An 18226-nucleotide genomic window follows, 5' to 3' on the forward strand; every position below is an offset into this window, starting at 1 on the left:
ATTGGGATTCCTGGGTACTCACTGGACGAGTCCCCACCGGGGCGCCAGGAATTCCATTGCCGAAGGAAGCTGTTGCACGGCCACGGCCCACGAATGGCCCGCTCCGGAAACTGGAGCATGCCTGATATCGAACCCGGAAGTGCGGGCAGCTGCCGCCAGCTCGGTGGCGTAACGGACGAATTCGCCGTCTGCAGCCCCGACGGCGAAGAAGCCCGCATGGCCGTCGTAGCTTCGCTGTTTCATCAGGTTCAACGGCGTGAGGGCGTCGAAGGCGGCAGAGTCCCCGCCAAATGCGGTCTGGATGGTCCGCTGGCGATCAGGACCAAGTGAAGGCTCCCGCTCTCCAGAGAAGGCGATGAAGGAAGGGTAGATTTCCGGATGCAGCGTGGTCATCTGCACGGCACAGGTTGCACCGAAGGAGAACCCGCCCACCGCCCACTTCCTGGGGTCGGCGGAAACCTCGAGCGTCGAGTTGATCCAGCGCGGAACATCGATCGCGAGGTAGGTGTCGGCACGTGCGATCCGGCTATCCATGCACATGGTGTTTGCGGTATCGGACCCGTTGGGATCGACCACCACGACGACGGGCGCCACGCCTCCGTGCCGGGCGGCGAAGGTATTCATGACCGGTTCAAGCAGGCCGCCGGTCAACCAATCGGCGGGACGTCCAGGCTGGCCGGCAAACAGGACCAGCACGGGTAGTTGGCTGCGATCAGCGGCTTGGTAGGCCGGTGGCAGGTAAATGAAAGCGTCCTGGGCCTTGAAGCCGGATTCGATTCCGGGAATCGGTGCCCTGCGGACGATTCCCCCGTCAGGCAGTGACACTGGCAGGGTTCGGGAAAAACCCCTTTTGAACCCTTCTTCAAGCTGCGGGATCCGTCCCACGTTGTGGCCGAAGAGATCAGCCGCCGTGTGGTTGAGACCGAAGTAGCTGTTGATCTGAAGAGCGGAGAGGAGCAGCACGGCGACGAACGAGACCCCTGCGGCGCTCCTGCCGCGCCACGAGGAACCGGGGAGCCGAAAAAGGAAGAGCGCCAACGCGAAGAAGGCAAGCGTCGACCAAACGAGGACATCGAAGGGGAGATCCTCCGGGAACACGGTGAGGACGTTGACGAGCAGCCAATGGATCACCGAGACAACTCCACTTGCCACGACAAGCGACACAACTATGGAAAGCAACCAGCGCCGGTCGCGTCGCAGGAGCAGGAGGAATGCGCTCCCGGCAATTCCAGCGCCAAGGATGGTCCAATAGAACGGACCATCCACAAGGCTTAGGTTGTACAGGAATTCCACTGTCCTCAGCGCCAGGTGCCGACGCCCACCACAGGGCCGGCCTCCAGCCAGGACGACAACCCGGCGTAGGCATCAAATCTCATTGCCAGCATGAACGACTGGCCTTCATGCTGGAGTTCGACTACCACGACGTCGGGCTGAAGCCTCGTCCGTTCTTCCTCCGTGGGCTTCCGACGACCCAAGAGCTCCAAGGAGCTGCGGCGGAAGCTGTGTTTCGGACGGAAGCTAAGCGAGAGCAGGCGAAACCACTCAAGCTCCGAGTCCTGATAACGACAAACCCCCATCCGCCAGCTGTTTCCAGCCGTGCAAATGGAGGCGTCGACTGTGCCCAGGGCGCGCCGCAAATTGAAGCGGCGCACCCCGACGAGGCACAGTGTAAAAATCAGCAACGCAAACGCCGTTGCCAAGGCGATGAACGGAATAGCAGAATCGTCCATCAAGGTCTTGCTATCGGATCCCCGCAGTAGCTGAATCGCCCAGCTGGGCGTTGTCAGCGACGATCACCACGCGGTTGTTGTCGACGGAGAAGAACCCGCCGTCCACAACTACTGCAAGGCGGTCTCCGGTAACCGGCTCGATGGCCAGCTCGCCCGCGGCCAGAATGGCGAGGAGCGGCGAGTGGCCCGGCAGGATCCCGATTTCACCATCGCTGGTGCGGGCCTTGACCATCTTGGCCGCACCGGACCACACAAAGTGGTCCGCTGCGACAATCTCAACCTCGAGCTCAGCCATACTACTTGGTCTGTTCCTGGATCTTGGCCCACTGGCGCTCGACGTCATCCAGGCCACCGACGTTGAAGAACGCCTGCTCTGCGATGTGGTCCAGCTCGCCGTCGCAAATCGCCGTGAAGCCTTCCACGGTGTCCTTGATGGACACGGTGGAGCCCTCGACGCCGGTGAACTGCTTGGCGGTGTAGGTGTTCTGGGACAGGAACTGCTGGATGCGGCGTGCACGCGACACGACGATCTTGTCTTCTTCGGACAGTTCGTCAACGCCGAGGATGGCGATGATGTCCTGGAGTTCCTTGTTCTTCTGCAGGATCTGCTTCACACGGACAGCCGTGTTGTAGTGGTCCTTGCCGATGTACTGCGGGTCCAGGATTCGGGACGTCGACGTCAGCGGGTCAACGGCCGGGTACAGACCACGGGAGGCGATTTCACGGGAAAGTTCCGTGGTCGCGTCGAGGTGTGCGAAGGTCGTTGCCGGAGCCGGGTCGGTGTAGTCATCAGCAGGCACGTAGATAGCCTGCATCGACGTGATCGAGTGGCCCTTGGTCGAGGTGATGCGCTCCTGCAGGAGGCCCATCTCGTCGGCGAGGTTCGGCTGGTAACCAACTGCGGACGGCATACGGCCGAGCAGCGTGGAGACCTCGGAACCGGCCTGGGTGAAGCGGAAGATGTTGTCGATGAAGAGCAACACGTCCTGGTTCTGCACATCGCGGAAGTACTCCGCCATAGTGAGCGCAGACAGTGCCACACGCAGACGCGTTCCCGGCGGTTCGTCCATCTGGCCGAATACAAGGGCAGTGTCCTTGAGGACGCCTGCCTCTTCCATTTCAACCCAGAGGTCGTTGCCTTCACGAGTACGCTCGCCAACGCCGGCGAATACCGAAGTACCACCGAAGTTGCGGGCAACACGGGTGATCATTTCCTGGATCAGAACGGTCTTGCCGACACCGGCACCACCGAACAGACCGATCTTTCCACCCTTGATGTAGGGGGTGAGAAGGTCGATGACCTTGATACCGGTCTCGAGCATCTCCGTGGAGCCCTCGAGGGTCGCGAAGGCCGGAGCCTTGCGGTGGATCGGCCAGTAAGCGTCAGCGTGGATCTCGGACTCGTCAACGTCCAGCGGCTTGCCGAGAACGTTGAAGATGTGGCCCTTCACACCGTCGCCGACAGGCACGGAGATCGGGGCACCGGTGTCCTGCACCGAGGTGCCGCGGACGAGTCCGTCGGTGGCCTGCAGGGCGATGGCGCGGACGAGGTTGTCACCCAGGTGCTGGGAGGTCTCGAACGTGATGGTCTTGGTCTCACCGTTGAGAGTGATCTCAGTGGTAAGGGCATGGTAGATCGACGGGATTGCGTCAGCCGGGAATTCGACGTCGACAACCGGGCCGATGACACGGGCAATGCGGCCGGTGGCGCCGGCCGTTGCAGCTACGTGCTCGGTAGCGGTGGCAGTCATCTCTCTCACTTCACTCAGTAGATGGCGTGGGGTTAAGTTTATCTATTTGGTGCAGGTGCAGCTTGCGCCGAACCAGACACCGGCGGCTACGCGCTCAGGGCGTCGGCGCCGGCCACGATTTCGGAAAGCTCCTGCGTGATCTCAGCCTGGCGGGCCGTGTTGCGCAGACGCGTGTACTTCTTGATCAGATCGGTCGCGTTGTCGCCTGCCGACTTCATGGCACGCTGGCGGGCGGCGAGCTCGGAAGCTGCCGCCTGCAGCATTGCTGCGAAGATGCGGGACTCGATGTAACGCGGCAGCAGTGCGTCAAGCACCTGCTCCGATTCCGGTTCAAACTCGTACAGCGGCAAAAGCTCGGACTCACTGACTGTCTGCTCTTCAACTTCGAGCGGCAGCAGACGGACAACTGTGGGCTCCTGCGTCACCATCGACTTGAAGCGGGTGTAAACGACGTGGATTTCGTCCACGCCACCCTCAGCGAAGTCGTTGGCGAACTCTTCGAGAAGAGCGGCGCCGATTTCCCTTGCAGTCTTGAATTCCGGTGCGTCCGTTCCGCCGGTCCATACGCGGGAGTACGGACGGCTGCGGAAGTCGAAGTATGCCTGGGCCTTACGGCCAAGCAAGTAGGTCTTGACTTCCTTGCCCTCTGCTCGGAGAAGTTCGTTGAGTCCTTCGGCCTGCTTGAGCACGCTCGCCGAGTAAGAACCAGCCAGGCCACGGTCCGAGGTGATAACAAGGACGGCGGCACGGCGGATCTGCTCCGGCTCGGTGACGAGCGGGTGATCGATTTCGCTCTGGCTTGCGACAGCAGAAACGGCGCGGGTGATCGCGTTTGCGTAGGGCAGTGAAGCTGCCAAGCGGGCGCGGGCCTTACCGATGCGCGAGGTAGCGATCAGTTCCATCGCCTTGAAGATCTTGCGCATCGACGTCGTCGAGCTGATCTTCTGGCGGTAGACCCGGATCTGGGCTCCCATACATTTCCTTTCCTAAGATCCCGATGGATCAGCGGCTAAGGCTTTGGCGAAGGCCCCGGGCCTGCGGATTCCGCAGGCCCGGGAACCAATGCTCTAGCGCTTCTGCTTGACGATCTTTTCCTGGTCGACTTCGCCACCGGAGATCGCTTCGTGCTCTTCGTGTCCGGCACCAACCAAGCGGTTGTCGCCTTCTCCGAAGAAGCCCTTCTTGAAGTCGATGATCGAGGACTTCAGCGCTTCAGCGGTGTCGTCGTCCAGGACGTTGGTCTGCGCCAGCGTGGTCAGGATGGAGGACTTGTGCTTGAGGTGCTCCAGGAACTCGGACTCGAAACGGCTGACATCCTCAACCGGGACATCGTCCAGGTAGCCCTTTGTACCGGCCCAGATGGACACAACCTGGTCCTCGACCGGGAACGGCGAGTACTGGCCCTGCTTGAGCAGTTCCATCAGGCGGGCGCCACGGGTCAGCTGCTGGCGTGAAGCAGCGTCAAGGTCGGACGCGAACATCGCGAACGCCTGCATGTCGCGGTACTGTGCCAGGTCCAGCTTCAAGGTACCGGAGACCTTCTTCATGGACTTCACCTGTGCCGCACCACCAACACGGGACACGGACACGCCAACGTCAACAGCGGGGCGCTGGTTGGCGTTGAAGAGGTCCGACTGCAGGAAGATCTGGCCATCGGTGATGGAGATGACGTTGGTCGGGATGTAGGCCGAGACGTCGTTTGCCTTGGTTTCGACGATCGGAAGACCGGTCATCGAGCCTGCGCCCAGCTCGTCGGAGAGCTTGGCACAACGCTCCAGCAGGCGGGAGTGCAAGTAGAAAACGTCACCCGGGTACGCTTCGCGTCCCGGCGGGCGGCGGAGCAGCAGCGACACTGCACGGTAGGCTTCGGCCTGCTTCGACAGGTCATCGAAGATCACCAGTACGTGCTTGCCGCCGTACATCCAGTGCTGGCCGATGGCCGAGCCGGCGTACGGAGCCAAGTACTTGAAGCCGGCGGGGTCGGATGCCGGGGAAGCCACGATGGTGGTGTATTCCAGCGCGCCGTGGTCTTCCAGGGTCTGGCGGACAGCGGCAATGGTGGAAGCCTTCTGGCCGACACCGACGTAAACGCAGCGAACCTGCTTGGTGACATCGCCCGAAGCCCAGTTGGCCTTCTGGTTGATGATGGTGTCCACTGCGATGGCGGTCTTGCCGGTCTGGCGGTCACCGATGATCAGCTGGCGCTGGCCACGGCCGATCGGAATCATGGCGTCGATAGCCTTGAGACCGGTCTGCATGGGCTCGTGCACCGACTTACGCTGGGTCACGCCCGGAGCCTGGAGTTCCAGTGCACGGGTGGTCTCGGCCTTGATCTCGCCGAGGTCATCGATCGGCATGCCCAGCGGGTCGACTACGCGGCCCAGGAAGGCGTCGCCTACCGGGACGGACAGGATTTCACCGGTGCGGTGGACTTCCTGGCCCTCTTCGATACCGGTGAAGTCACCGAGGATGATGACGCCGATTTCGCGGACGTCGAGGTTCTGGGCCAAGCCCAGGGTGCCGTCTTCAAAGCGAAGCAGCTCGTTCGCCATGACCGAGGGAAGGCCCTCAACACGGGCGATGCCGTCACTTGCGGCGGTCACGCGGCCGACCTCTACGCGCTCTGCGTTTCCGGGTTCGTAGGACGCCGCGAACTCGTTCAACGCATTACGGACGTCGTCGGCGTTGATGGTCAATTCGGCCATCTGCAGTCCCTGCTCTCCTGTTTTCGTGATCATCGTTGCTCACGATGACCGGTGTTTGTATCAGTTAAGTTGTGCTTGTCTGGCTAGCCAGCGAGTTGCCGGCGGAGCTCGGACAGGCGGGCTACGACGGAAGCGTCAAGCACTTCGTCTCCCACCTGGACCCGGATTCCACCAATCAGAGTCGGATCAACGCTGATGTTGACCTTCAGCTCGCGGCCGTAGAGGGCATCAAGCCCGGCCTGCAGACGGCTGGCCTGCGCATCCGTCAACGGACGGGTAACGCGGACAGTTGCGATCCAGCGCTGCTGGCGCTTGGCTGCAAGCTTGGCGAAATTGTCGATGAGCTTGCTCGGCTTGACGCCGCGCGGCTGCGACACGGCCTGGCCGATGAGGAGCTGGGCTTCCGGGCTTCCACCAGGAAGCAGCTTCTCCGCCAGGCCGATCTTGGCCGCAGCACTTGCCTGCGACTCTCCCAGAGCACGTTGTACCTCGTGGCTGGAAGCAACGGTCTGGTTGAAAGCAAACAGATCGTTTTCCAGCTCTTCCAGCCCCGTGATTCCGGAGGCAGAAACGGCCGACTTGTTTTCAGCCACGGCAATGACCACCGTGGCGGCAAGAGTCTCGAGTGCATCGCCGATATCGCGTGCCGATGCCCAGCGCAAGCTGGCCAATCCACTCGCGATTTCCGCAGCATCAGCGGAGACTTTTCCGCCAACCAGCTGCTTGACCAGCGCCGACTTTTCTTCTCCGCTGCGGGAGGGGTCAGTCAGGGCGCGGCGCAAGCCAGCCGAGCTGTCCACCGTTCCCAGGATTCCGAAGAGATCCTTAGCCAACTGCAGCGAGGCCGTCGGAAGCGTGGCTTCCAACTGCTCCAGCGCCTTGGTCAGCGATTCGCTCGATACACCTGCCATTACTTAGCTGCACCTGCGCTCTGGGTCTCCAGATCTGCGAGGAAGCGGTCCACCACGCGGGCGGCACGCTCGTCATCGCTGAGCGATTCGCCAACGATGCGCTCTGCCAATGTCGTGGCCAGGGTGCCCACCTCGGAACGCAGGGAGACAACAGCTGCCTGGCGCTCTGATTCGATCTGGGCGTACGCCTGCTCGGTGATGCGAGCCGACTCGGCTGCTGCCTTGGTCTTCAGCTCCGCGAGGATCTGGGCACCTTCGGCTCGAGCTTCTTCGCGGATGCGGTTGGCTTCGGCGCGGGCATCGTGGAGCTGCTGCTTGTACTCTTCGAGAGCTGCAGAAGCTTCTGCCTGGGCCTTTTCAGCCTTGGCAATGCCGCCCTCAATCGCCTCTGCGCGCTCGGCGAAAGTCTTCTCGAACATCGGGACAACAAACTTGACCACGATGTAAAAGAGGACCGCAAAGCCAGCGAGGACGACGCCCATTTCCCAGACGTTGGGAACGAGCGGATTAGCCGACTCGGCGGCACCTTGAGCGGCGGCTGAGATGATCTGCTGATTCATATTTCACCCGTCCTTATCTACTCGGTTCTGAATGTTCGCTTGGTTCTTAGCGGTTTACTTGAGAACGAAAGCGAAGACCAGGCCGAGGATGGCGAGGGCTTCCGTCAGAGCCAGACCAAGGAACGCGATCGGCTGGAGCACGCGCTGGGCTTCCGGCTGACGTGCAACACCGTTGATGTAAGCAGCAAATACGAGACCCACACCGATACCACCGCCGATTGCGGAGAGACCGTAGCCAATGAGGTTAAGGGAGCCGTTGATATCGCCGTTCATTGTTTTCCTTTCAAGATGCCGCAGTCGCGGCAGGTTGTTTGGTTTGCTTCAACCCCCGGAGGGGAAGATTGAGGGGTTGTGCCTAGTGGCTGTCGGCGTGGAGCGCGCCTTCAATGTAGATCGCAGTCAGAAGGGTGAAGACATACGCCTGCAGCACCATGATCAGGGCTTCAAGCATGTACATGGCGACTGCGCCAACGAGCACCAGCACGGACGCGCCCTTGAGAAGGACGTTTTCCTGCATGACGAGGAACTCAATGCCGGAGCCGGCGATCATCACGATGAGGTGCCCTGCCATCATGGTGGCGAAGAGACGAAGGCTGTGGGTGACCGGCCGGACCATGAAGTTGGAGATGATCTCGATCGGCACGACGATCGGCAGGATGTACCACGGAACACCGGAAGGAACAGTGGCCAGCTTGAAGTACTTCAGGCCGTTCTTCTTGATGCCGATGCCGATCCAGGTGACGTACACAACTGCGGCCAGCACATAGGCCCCGCCGACGTGCGAGAAGCTCGGAAGCTGGATCACGGGAATGGCGCCGTAGATGTTGTTCACCAGGATGAAGAAGAAAAGCGAGAACAGAAGGGGCACGAACTTCATGAAGTCGCGTCCGCCGATAATGTCCTTGGCGATGCTGTTGCGGACGAAGCCGTAGGCCATCTCGCCCGCGAACTGCAGCTTGCCGGGAACCAGCTGCTGCTTGCGCGCAGCGAGGATGAAGAATGTAGCGATAAGGACGACCGACAGGATCACCAGCAACATCTGCTTGGAGAAGCCATCGCTCGCACCCCACGGCAGGATAGCCGGCAGGTGCATTTGGTCGATTCCGGGAGGAGTGAAGGTCCCTGAATCCTGGGCCGGGAGCGCAAGCGCGATCAACGCGTTTCCTCTCTGCAGTGTCCATCATTGGGCGTTGTTGAGGATCCGGCCGCGTTTCTTGCAGCCATTTCCCGTGTGAAATTATTTGGCATTACTGTCCCCGTCCTGGGACGGACCACTGTCTGCTTTGCTTCCACCGGAAGACGAGCGATGACTTGTGAGGCCGTGCATATGGGAAAGATAGAACCCTCCTGCGGCTCCAAGCAGAGCGCCAAGGAGCACAATCCAGCGAGTCCCCCACAGATTATCCAGACCCCAGCCTATCAAACTCCAGACTATGATTCCGCCAACAATGTAGCTGAAGACGGCGATGCCGGCGTTGTATCCGCCGTCGCTTCCGTCGCTCACTTGCGCAGTGGAATCGCCGGGTTTTGGGGCATTTGGTGTAGCGGAGCGTCGCTTGTTCCTAGGAGTGAACATCGTCGCCCCCTTTGCCTGCTGCGGGGTCGTTGTAGATCTGGAGCCGGGCCTTGCTGAAGCCGTAGATCTCGGCGGCTTGCCACGAGACAACCGTGACGACGGCGCCGATCACGAACCAGCGTCCGTGCAGCCATGCGGGGGCTCCCAACACGAACAGCACCACCGCGAAGCCGACGACCTTGACAAAGTAGCTGGCAACGAAAAGGCCAACCGCGCCGGAGGGGTTATCCCTGCCGACAAAATGGCCGATCAGGAGGCTGATGGCAAAAAAAGCCATCACGATCGCACCGCCGAATGCGGCAGAAAGCACTCCTACGCCACCGTTCATGACCGCCGCAACAGCCGCCGTCGCAGCGAGAGCCGCCACCGCCGTCGTCGAGCTGAGGAAAAGAAGCCGCAGCCACAGCGAAGAGGTGGAGCGGGGGGCAGCAACGCCGCTCGAGTCGGACTGCTGTCCGCCGGCGTTGGAGGTCATGGGGATGCCAATCGTCGTGGCAAAAATGCCAAAGTCTCAAAAAGGGTGGGTGCGCGGGCGAGTGACTGTCCGCCCTAGAATTCTACATGAGATAGAACTGTGATGTTAACGCCTTCGTCACACACCGTCTACTGGACTGCGCGCCCTTTTCGGACGAAGTATGGCCAGGCTGTCACTCCGGCCATGATCAGCGCGGCCACGATGTCGACCGTGAGGACCATCTGCCACGGGAAGATGGCAAACGCGAGGCCTCCGAACGCCAGAATGCAGGTCCAGACGTACATCATCAGCACCGCCGTGCGGTGGGTGTGGCCGAGCTCGATGAGCTTGTGGTGCAAGTGACCGCGGTCAGCCGACCAGGGCGATTGGCCGCGGGCGGTCCGTCGCAACACCGCCAGGCCTAGGTCCAGCAACGGTAGCGACAGGATAGCGAACGGCAGAAGGATTGGCACGATGGTCGGAATACCATTGGCGCGGTCGTAAAGTCCTGAACTGATCTGGCCCGTTGACACCACACCGGCCGAAGCCATCACGAGGCCCAGAAGCATGGCGCCGGAATCGCCCATGAAGATTTTGGCCGGGAACCAATTATGCGGCAGAAATCCGATGCAACAACCCACGATGATCGCCATCAGCAGCGCCGCCAGGTCCGAGCGGTCCGTGAGCGTTGCATTGCGGTGGACCCAATACGCCGTCAGGAAGAACGCAACCCCGCCGATTGCGGCGACGCCGGCCGCCAGGCCGTCGAGGCCGTCGATGAAATTGACTGCGTTCATGGTGGTCACAATGAGGAGAGCGGTCAGGACGATCCGCAACGGCTCCGCCTCAATCCGTATGGGTTCCGGAACAAACGGAATCACGGACATCTGCACTCCCCAGACCGCAACGATCGTAGCGGCTGTGCACTGGCCGATCAGTTTGACCCACCAGCGGATGTCCATCACGTCATCGGCGACACCCACCGCGACGATCACAAGGGCACCTGCCAGGATTCCCCACGGCGCACCGTTCCCGTGGAATATGTCCTTCACGAAGAACGAATTGCTGGCTACCACGAGGGCCACGGCAAAGCCGGCGAAGAGTCCCAGGCCACCGAGTCGGGAAATCGGCACCGAGTGCATATCCCGGCTGCGGATGGGGGCGAAAAGCCGAAGTCTGTTACCCATCTGGCGGGCTACCCACGTAGCGAGGTACGACACGACGGCAGCCGTGAGCATCATGAGGGAATACATGATCACGTGGCGGCTCCTGTTGGCGGTGGCGGTGGATTCTGTCCCTGGCGACTAGCTGCCGGCACAACACCTGCAACACCTCTGCGCACCGCCGAATATTGCTGTACTACAGTTGGACTCTGTCAAGATACTAGCGGTTACGGCGGCTTTGCTCCGTTTCACGCGCCCCTAGGGCGAGCCGGGAGGACCCTCCCCGCAACTGCCCGGAAGGAACCCTACATGCCTGTCTCCGTTGCCGTAGCGGCTGTGACCTTTGACCGCCCCGGAGAGCTAGCAGTCCTGCTCGACGCCATCAACAAGCAGTCCATGGCCGTGGACACGATTTGCCTCGTGGACAGCGGGACCGTTCCTTCGCGGGAGCTTGCGTCAAGCCATCCAAAGGTGGATTACGTCCGCTCGGAGGCGAACTTGGGCGGCGCGGGGGGCTTCGCCCTTGCGATCCTCAAGGCGGTGGCCAGCGGCGCCGAGTGGGTCTGGATCATGGACGATGACGCCGAGCCCGGCGATCCGGCCTGTCTCGAAACCCTGGTTCGCGAAGCGGAGGCCCGTGGACTTGATGCAGTCGTTCCGCTTGTCGTGGCCCCCGGCCACCCGGACAAGCTTTCCTTCTTCTTCCGGATTGACGGCAAGGTGACCCACGAGCGCGCCGAAGTCGAGAAGGCGGGGTTCCTGCCCGACGTCGGGCACTTCTTCAACGGTGCGCTCATCCGTTCCAATGTCTTCTTCAAAGTCGGAGTGCCGGATATCCGGCTGTTCATCCGGGGCGATGAGGTGGACTTCATGATCCGCCTCAGGAAAGCCGGGATACGCTTCGGTACGGTCGCGACGGCGTGGATCACCCACCCGCACGCGTTCTCCGAAACAAAGCACGTCTTCGGCGCGCGCTGGCACGTGATCGTGCCGGATTCTGCCTTCAAGCGCTACTTCTACTACCGCAACCGGGGCTACTTGATCCGCCGCTACCGCCGCGGCAAGTCGATGGTAGCCGACGTCGGAGGCTACTTGGGCTACTTCCTCCCCCGCGGTGACTTCCGCGGGCTCGCCGAATGGTTCAGGGCATTCTCCGCCGGTTTGCGGGAAAAGGGCTTCGGCCCGCTGGAGGACCAGAAGTTCTAACGGCCCACCGGGCGCGGCGTGCCGTTCCTGCGGGAAAGCCGACGGCGGACCAGCAGCCCGAGGAGCACCCACGGCTCACCGAAGACACGGTAAGCGACGCGTCCCGGATGCAGGACGAGCCGCCAGGCCCATTCGAGCCCGAGACGGCCCAGCCAGCGTGGAGCGAGCTTCTGGAGGCCCGCCAGCTGCTCGATGGCGCCGCCGACCGTGCAGTAGACCGCAGGCGGAAGCTCGTCCAAGCGGCGGTGCAAGACCGATTCCTGCAATGGCATTCCAAGGCCAAGAAGCACGAGCTGCGGCCGGAATTCCGCGAGCCAGGCGACGGCGGCCTCTTCGCTGGCATCGTCCCAATTCTCACCGGGCCGCCCAGAGACCTCGGCGCCGGGCACGATTTTGCGGAGGCGCTCCACCGTCTTGCTGTTGGCCTCGGGGCCGGCGCCCACGACGGCGATCCGGCGGAGTCCTTCGACGCCGCCGAGTGCCGGCACCCAGTCAGTGGATCCCAAACGGTATTCCATCAACCCCGCGCCATCGTCCCTTGAGCCGGTGCGGCGTCCCAGTCCCCAGAGCATGGCGACAGGCGCACCATCCATGAGCACCACATCGCTGCGTTCATAGAGGCGGCGGAAATCCGGGCTCGAATGAAACAGCGTGACACTGTGCAGATTGTGTCCAAGGACAACCTTGGTGGTGCCGTCCGAAACGTACCCGCTGATGGCCTCGATGAGTTCGTCGGCGCATAGTGCGGTGACATCTACGTCCAGAAGGGGAACACGATCCCGGACCAGGCTCATTCGGCCCTGGTCTCCGTGTGGACAACAGTTCCGGCTTGTTCCCCCGGGGCCGTTTCTGTCTCAGACGCCGGTTCGGTTTCAGGGGCTGTTTCAGGCGCCGCTGCAGTTTCCGGCGCGGCTTCAGTCGCCGATTCAGTTTCAGGCGCGGTTTCTCCAAGGGCCAGCACTCCGGGAACAATTTCGCGAAGGCGTTCCAAGGAAATGGCACCATCGCGGACCACACGGAGCGGCAGGGTGGTGGCGTCGACAATCGTGGACGCCACGGACTCGGTTCCCTCGACAGGCCGGAAGCCGCCCTCAAGGTATACCTCGACCGATTCAGCAAGCTGGGTCCTCGCCTCGGAGGCTGTCTGCGCTGCCGGCTGACCGGTGCGATTTGCCGAGGACACAGCCAGCGGGCCGGTGCGGTTGAGCAGTTCGAGCGCAATTTCGTCGTCAGGCATGCGCAGGGCCACGGTTCCGCGGGTCTCCCCCAGGTCCCAATCCAGGGACGGCTGGGCGTGGAAGATCAGCGTCAGGCCGCCGGGCCAGAAGGCTTCTGCCAATTTGCGGGCTTCTTCCGATACATCGGTCGCCAGCCCGTCCAGCGCGTTGAGCCGCGGGATCAGCACCGGTGGCGGCATATGGCGGCCACGGCCTTTCGAGACAAGCAGCATGGTCACGGCTTGCGGCGAGAAGGCGTCAGCGGCAATGCCGTAGACGGTGTCCGTCGGCATGACGACACACTTTTTCTCGCTGATGGCGCGCCGCGCATGCTCCAGGCCTTCGGCGCGTTGTTCCTCTGACGTGCAGTTGTAGCTTGTGGTCACAGCGCTATTCTTTCATTCCCGCGAGGCGTCGATTGCCAATACTGCGCTCGTGGCACGTTCCTTGCCGTTGAGATCGAGGTGGGTGGCGACTTGCGTCCAGCAGCCTGCAGACTTCAGATGTTCAGAAATCCACCCTGCCTGCACCTCCGCATGCTCCATCACGAAGTAGCCACCGCTCTTGAGGAGCCGCGCAGCCGAGGCGGCAGCCGCCGTCGGAAGCTCCATTCCGTCCGCTCCCCCGCCGTATAGCGCCTCCGGCGGATCGTGCAGTGCCACTTCAGGTTCGTTCGGAATTGCTTCAGCCGGGATGTAGGGCGGATTGGAAACGACGACGTCGAAAGTTCCGTCGTGTTCGGGCAAGGCATTCCTGAGGTCGCCTTGAACGAGCTTCACCCCGAGAGGCTTCAGGTTCTTCGCGGCCCAGGCATGGGCGAACGTGCTGAATTCGACGGCGTGGACCTCGGCCCCGGGTACTTCGTGGGCGATCGAGGCTGCGATGGCGCCGGAGCCGGTGCCAAGATCAACCACTTTGGGGTGCTCGAGTCCCTGGAGGTGGTCGATGACAAGCTGGACGACGGATTCCGTTTCCGGCCGCGGAATGAACACGCCGGGGCCCACGGCGAGCGTGAGATAGCGGAAGTGCGCGACGCCGGTGATGTGCTGGAGCGGAACGCGCTGGGCGCGCTCGGCCACCAAGTCCGCGTACCCTTCCGGGGCGGCGGAATCACCAAGCAGCATGGCGCGCAGGCGGCCGAGGCCGACACCCAGAAGATGTTCCGCGAGGAGTTCCGCGTCCACGCGCGGAGTGGGGACTCCGGCGTCGGACAGGATGGTTGTTGCCTCGCGGACGGCGTCGGCGAGGCGTTGGCCCGGAAAGAGCGTCATGGAGATCCTTGCAGGCTGTTACTCGCCCAGGGCATCCAGGCGCGACTGTTCGTCCATTTCAATGGCCGATTGGATGACCGGTTCCAGGTCACCGTTCATGACGGCGTCGAGGTTGTAGGCCTTGTAGCCGGTACGGTGGTCGGCAATCCGGTTTTCCGGGAAGTTGTATGTACGGATGCGCTCCGAACGGTCCATGGTGCGGATCTGCGACTTGCGCTGGGCCGAGTTCTCGGCGTCGATCTGCTCCTGCTGGTGGGCCAGGATACGGGCACGGAGGACGCGCATGCCGGCTTCGCGGTTCTGGAGCTGGGACTTTTCGTTCTGCATGGCCACCACGATGCCCGTGGGCAGGTGGGTGATGCGGACTGCCGAGTCCGTGGTGTTGACGGACTGGCCGCCGGGACCCGAGGACCTGTAGACGTCGATCTTGAGGTCGTTCTGGTTGATTTCGAGCTCCTCCGGCTCATCCACTTCCGGGAGAACCAGTACACCTGCCGCGGAAGTGTGGATGCGGCCCTGCGACTCGGTGACAGGGACACGCTGGACGCGGTGCACGCCGCCTTCGAACTTCAAGCGGGCATAAACGCCCTCAGCGGGATCGTTCGAGTTGCCCTTGACGGCCATCTGGACGTCCTTGTAGCCGCCCAGATCCGATTCCGTGGCCGAGATGAGCTCGGTCTTCCAGCCGCGCGACTCCGCATAACGCATGTACATGCGCAGCAGGTCCCCGGCGAACAGCGCAGCTTCGTCGCCGCCCTCGCCGCCTTTGACCTCAAGAATGACGTTGCGTGCGTCGTCGGGATCGCGGGGGATCAGCAAACGCCGCAATTTCTCCTGCGCGGCCGGAAGCTTCGCCTCGATTTCGTCCACCTCGGCGGCAAATTCGGCGTCCTCGGAAGCCATTTCCTTGGCTGCTTCGAGATCGTCCATGAGCCCGCGCCAACGGTTGTACGCCTCAACGATGCCCTGCAACTGGGCAGAGCGCCGCCCCAACTTGCGGGCCAAAGCCTGGTCGGCATAAACGGCAGGATCACTCAACTGCGCCTGGATAGCAGCATGCTCATCAAGCAATCCCTGTACGGACTCAAACATTTCAAAACCTCTTTCGACTTCTACAAGTCTAATAACTGCAACGCGGGGTCACTTACGGCCCATCCAGGCCCCCGGCATGGGCCGTAAGTGACCCCGCGTTGCAACGGGAAGGGGCGGGGGCGGAACATCCGCGCGGAATCAACCGCACGAACGAACCAGCACCCGCCCCTAAAACAGCTATTTGTCGTTATCCGACTTGGCTCCAAGAGTCGTCTTCTGAACCTGCATGAGGAACTCTACGTTGCTCCCGGTCTCCCGGATCTTGTTGGTCAGGAGTTCAAGGCTCTGCTGGGTCTCGAGTCCGGACAGGACGCGGCGCAGCTTCCACATGATCTTGACTTCTTCGGCCGAAAGAAGGTTCTCTTCGCGACGGGTACCCGAAGCGTTGACGTCCACGGCCGGGAAGATGCGCTTGTCCGCCAGCTGGCGGGACAGGCGGAGCTCCATGTTGCCCGTGCCCTTGAACTCTTCGAAGATGACCTCGTCCATCTTGGAACCGGTCTCCACGAGCGCGGTTGCCAGGATGGTCAGCGAGCCACCGTTTTCGATGTTGCGCGCAGCACCGAAGAAGCGCTTCGGCGGGTAGAGTGCAGCGGAGTCGACGCCACCGGACAGGATGCGGCCGGAGGCCGGTGCTGCCAGGTTGTAGGCGCGGCCCAGGCGGGTCATGGAATCCAGGAGGACCACCACGTCCATGCCCATTTCCACGAGGCGCTTGGCGCGTTCGATGGAAAGCTCGGCAACCGTGGTGTGGTCATCGGCGGGACGGTCGAAGGTAGAGGCAATGACCTCACCCTTGACGGTGCGCTGCATGTCCGTGACTTCTTCAGGACGTTCGTCGACGAGCACCATCATGAGGTGGACCTCAGGATTGTTGGTGGTGATCGCGTTGGCGATGGACTGCAGGATGAGCGTCTTGCCGGCCTTGGGCGGTGAGACGATCAGGCCGCGCTGGCCCTTGCCGATCGGGGCCACGAGGTCGATGACGCGCGGGCCGATCTTCTTGGGATCCGTTTCGAGGCGCAGGCGCTCGGACGGGTACAGCGGGACGAGCTTGGCGAATTCGACGCGGTCCTTGAGCTCTTCGGGCGTCTTGCCGTTGACCGACGTGACGCGGACGAGCGCGTTGAACTTCTGGCGCGCGGTCTGCTGGCTGCGGTCCTCGCCGTCACGCGGGGCGCGGATTGCGCCGACGACGGCGTCACCCTTGCGCAGGTTGTACTTCTTGACCTGGGCGAGGGACACGTACACGTCGTTTGCGCCGGGCAGGTAACCGGAAGTGCGGATGAACGCGTAGTTCTCGAGTACATCCAGGATGCCGGCAACCGGCAGCAGGACGTCGTCCTCGGTGACCTCGACATCGTCGACGTCCGGTCCCTGTCCGCGGCCGCGGCGGCGTTCGTTGCGGTCGCGGAAGCGGTCGCTGCGGGTGTTTCCGTCGCGGTTGTCACGGTTGTCCTGCGGACCCTGGCGATCGTTGCGGTCGCGGCGGTTGCGACGATTGCGGCGGTTGCCGGTGTCATCGCCCTCGTTCGTGTCTTCACGACGCGTACGGGTGTTGTCGCGGCGTTCGCGCTGGCCGGGTTCGCCGGCTTCGACCGAAGCCTGGTCTCCCTGGCGCGGCTGTGCCTGACGCTGATCGGCCTGACGCTGCTCCGGCTGGCGCTGCTCCGGCTGGCGCTGCTCGGGCTGACGCTGTTCCGGCTGGCGCTGCTCGGGCTGACGCTGGTCCGCCTGACGCTGCTCTACGCGGGGCTGTTCGGCCTGGGGCTGCTCGGCGGCGCGGTTCTCACCGGCTTCACCAGCTTCCGCAGGAGCGGCCTCGCCACGACGACGGTTCCGCGTGCGCGGCTGGCGGCGTTCGCCGGCGGCCTCGCTTGCTTCGGCGACGGGAGCGGCAGCAGCCTCGACGGCGACGGCGGGAGCTTCCGCGGTTTCCGCGGCGGCAGGAGCGGCAACAACACCATCGCTCGTAGCGCGACGGCTTCGGCCACGGCCACGTGCCCGGGTGCCGTCCTGCGCAGGAGCTTCGGTGGATCCTGCGGCAGGTGCAGCTGAGGTCTCAGCTTCCGGGGCTGCAGGTGCGGCTTTTGCTGCCACGGCTTTGGCCGCGGTGGGAGCCTTGCTGGTGGTTGCACCGGCACGGTGGGCCGAAATAGCCGAGACCAAGTCCCCCTTGCGCATCCGGGATCCGCCCGAAATGCCCAGCTGACTGGCGAGAGCCTGGAGCTGCGCGAGCTTGAGGCCTGCAAGGCCGCTGCTCTTAGCGGTTGCAGCCGTTGATTCAGCTGCAGAAGATGTTGTGTCCACAGCTGAAGCCAGCTCAGTGGTTTCTGTCACGAAGGATCCTTCCCCCTCGACGGCGTCCAGACCTAGAGCTGGACGCGATGATTTGTTCTGGACTGCAGTTCAGATCTGCAGCCGTGATTTCGGTCTTGCCGGTTTAGTTTCAGCAGGGCCGGATACTAATACGTCTTCGATGCTCCGGCGGGCGGGGCGCGGGCTGACGGTTCGGGTAACAGAAAGGGTTCTGTGGCACCTGCGACAGGCCGATAAGGAGACGACACCGGCAGACTTCGACACAGTAGGA

General features: G+C 62.6%; 19 protein-coding genes. 1 reads left to right on the plus strand and 18 read right to left on the minus strand.

Features of this window, described 5'->3' with window-relative positions:
- Window positions 1–18: 18 nt before the first annotated feature.
- The 13 genes from AC4CS3_RS00740 to AC4CS3_RS00800 form a co-directional block, all read right to left on the minus strand.
- Window positions 19–1293, minus strand: a complete 1275-nt coding sequence (locus AC4CS3_RS00740; RefSeq protein ID WP_490781788.1) for an alpha/beta hydrolase — start codon at window positions 1291–1293, stop codon at window positions 19–21.
- Between the two features lie 5 nt (window positions 1294–1298).
- Window positions 1299–1730 carry a DUF2550 domain-containing protein gene (locus AC4CS3_RS00745; protein ID WP_437770756.1) on the minus strand — a complete coding sequence of 144 codons (432 nt, stop codon included), beginning with the start codon at window positions 1728–1730 and terminating at the stop codon, window positions 1299–1301.
- Window positions 1731–1740: 10 nt separating this feature from the next.
- Window positions 1741–2025, minus strand: coding sequence for a F0F1 ATP synthase subunit epsilon (locus AC4CS3_RS00750; RefSeq protein ID WP_059387616.1), 285 nt, complete (start codon window positions 2023–2025; stop codon window positions 1741–1743).
- 1 nt (window position 2026) lies between these two features.
- Window positions 2027–3481, minus strand: coding sequence for a F0F1 ATP synthase subunit beta (gene atpD / locus AC4CS3_RS00755; RefSeq protein ID WP_490781789.1), 1455 nt, complete (start codon window positions 3479–3481; stop codon window positions 2027–2029).
- An 86-nt stretch (window positions 3482–3567) separates the two neighbouring features.
- The gene (locus AC4CS3_RS00760) at window positions 3568–4455 is read right to left on the minus strand and encodes a F0F1 ATP synthase subunit gamma (protein WP_234747857.1); all 888 of its coding nucleotides are present in this window, start codon (window positions 4453–4455) and stop codon (window positions 3568–3570) included.
- Between the two features lie 93 nt (window positions 4456–4548).
- On the minus strand, window positions 4549–6186 hold the full coding sequence (gene atpA / locus AC4CS3_RS00765) for a F0F1 ATP synthase subunit alpha (RefSeq protein WP_234748626.1): 1638 nt from the start codon (window positions 6184–6186) through the stop codon (window positions 4549–4551).
- An 83-nt stretch (window positions 6187–6269) separates the two neighbouring features.
- A complete protein-coding gene (locus AC4CS3_RS00770) occupies window positions 6270–7097 on the minus strand; it encodes a F0F1 ATP synthase subunit delta (protein ID WP_490781790.1) in 828 nt (275 codons plus the stop codon).
- Window positions 7097–7657, minus strand: coding sequence for a F0F1 ATP synthase subunit B (locus tag AC4CS3_RS00775; protein WP_236811722.1), 561 nt, complete (start codon window positions 7655–7657; stop codon window positions 7097–7099). The genes AC4CS3_RS00770 and AC4CS3_RS00775 overlap by 1 nt, the downstream gene beginning before the upstream one ends.
- 54 nt (window positions 7658–7711) lie before the next feature.
- A complete protein-coding gene (gene atpE / locus AC4CS3_RS00780) occupies window positions 7712–7930 on the minus strand; it encodes an ATP synthase F0 subunit C (protein ID WP_028264751.1) in 219 nt (72 codons plus the stop codon).
- Window positions 7931–8012: 82 nt separating this feature from the next.
- Window positions 8013–8813, minus strand: a complete 801-nt coding sequence (atpB, locus tag AC4CS3_RS00785) for a F0F1 ATP synthase subunit A (protein WP_236811724.1) — start codon at window positions 8811–8813, stop codon at window positions 8013–8015.
- An 81-nt stretch (window positions 8814–8894) separates the two neighbouring features.
- A complete protein-coding gene (locus AC4CS3_RS00790; protein ID WP_490781791.1) occupies window positions 8895–9233 on the minus strand; it encodes a hypothetical protein in 339 nt (112 codons plus the stop codon).
- Window positions 9220–9708, minus strand: coding sequence for a Cg1360 family ATP-synthase-associated protein (locus AC4CS3_RS00795; RefSeq protein WP_441411732.1), 489 nt, complete (start codon window positions 9706–9708; stop codon window positions 9220–9222). Before AC4CS3_RS00795 ends, AC4CS3_RS00790 begins: the two co-directional genes overlap by 14 nt.
- Window positions 9709–9836: 128 nt before the next feature.
- Window positions 9837–10946, minus strand: coding sequence for an MraY family glycosyltransferase (locus AC4CS3_RS00800; protein ID WP_441411731.1), 1110 nt, complete (start codon window positions 10944–10946; stop codon window positions 9837–9839).
- A 213-nt stretch (window positions 10947–11159) separates the two neighbouring features.
- Here AC4CS3_RS00800 and AC4CS3_RS00805 point away from each other — a divergent pair, with 213 nt between their 5' ends.
- Entirely contained in the window at window positions 11160–12056 is an 897-nt protein-coding gene (locus AC4CS3_RS00805) for a glycosyltransferase (RefSeq protein WP_441411730.1), read from the plus strand.
- Here AC4CS3_RS00805 and AC4CS3_RS00810 read toward each other — a convergent pair.
- The 5 genes from AC4CS3_RS00810 to rho all read right to left on the minus strand — a co-directional run bounded on the left by AC4CS3_RS00810 (window position 12053) and on the right by rho (window position 17976).
- Complete coding sequence (locus tag AC4CS3_RS00810; RefSeq protein WP_490781792.1) at window positions 12053–12850, minus strand: WecB/TagA/CpsF family glycosyltransferase; 798 nt, start codon at window positions 12848–12850, stop codon at window positions 12053–12055. The genes AC4CS3_RS00805 and AC4CS3_RS00810 overlap by 4 nt on opposite strands.
- Complete coding sequence (locus AC4CS3_RS00815) at window positions 12847–13659, minus strand: L-threonylcarbamoyladenylate synthase (protein WP_490781793.1); 813 nt, start codon at window positions 13657–13659, stop codon at window positions 12847–12849. The genes AC4CS3_RS00810 and AC4CS3_RS00815 overlap by 4 nt, the downstream gene beginning before the upstream one ends.
- Before the next feature lie 12 nt (window positions 13660–13671).
- Window positions 13672–14544 carry a peptide chain release factor N(5)-glutamine methyltransferase gene (prmC, locus tag AC4CS3_RS00820; RefSeq protein WP_490781794.1) on the minus strand — a complete coding sequence of 291 codons (873 nt, stop codon included), beginning with the start codon at window positions 14542–14544 and terminating at the stop codon, window positions 13672–13674.
- An 18-nt stretch (window positions 14545–14562) separates the two neighbouring features.
- On the minus strand, window positions 14563–15636 hold the full coding sequence (gene prfA / locus AC4CS3_RS00825; protein ID WP_028264759.1) for a peptide chain release factor 1: 1074 nt from the start codon (window positions 15634–15636) through the stop codon (window positions 14563–14565).
- A gap of 177 nt (window positions 15637–15813) precedes the next feature.
- Window positions 15814–17976 (minus strand): transcription termination factor Rho, encoded by a 2163-nt coding sequence (gene rho / locus AC4CS3_RS00830; RefSeq protein WP_490781795.1) that lies wholly within the window; start codon window positions 17974–17976, stop codon window positions 15814–15816.
- Window positions 17977–18226: the final 250 nt, after the last annotated feature.

It is taken from the genome of Arthrobacter sp. SE2 (assembly GCF_058244265.1).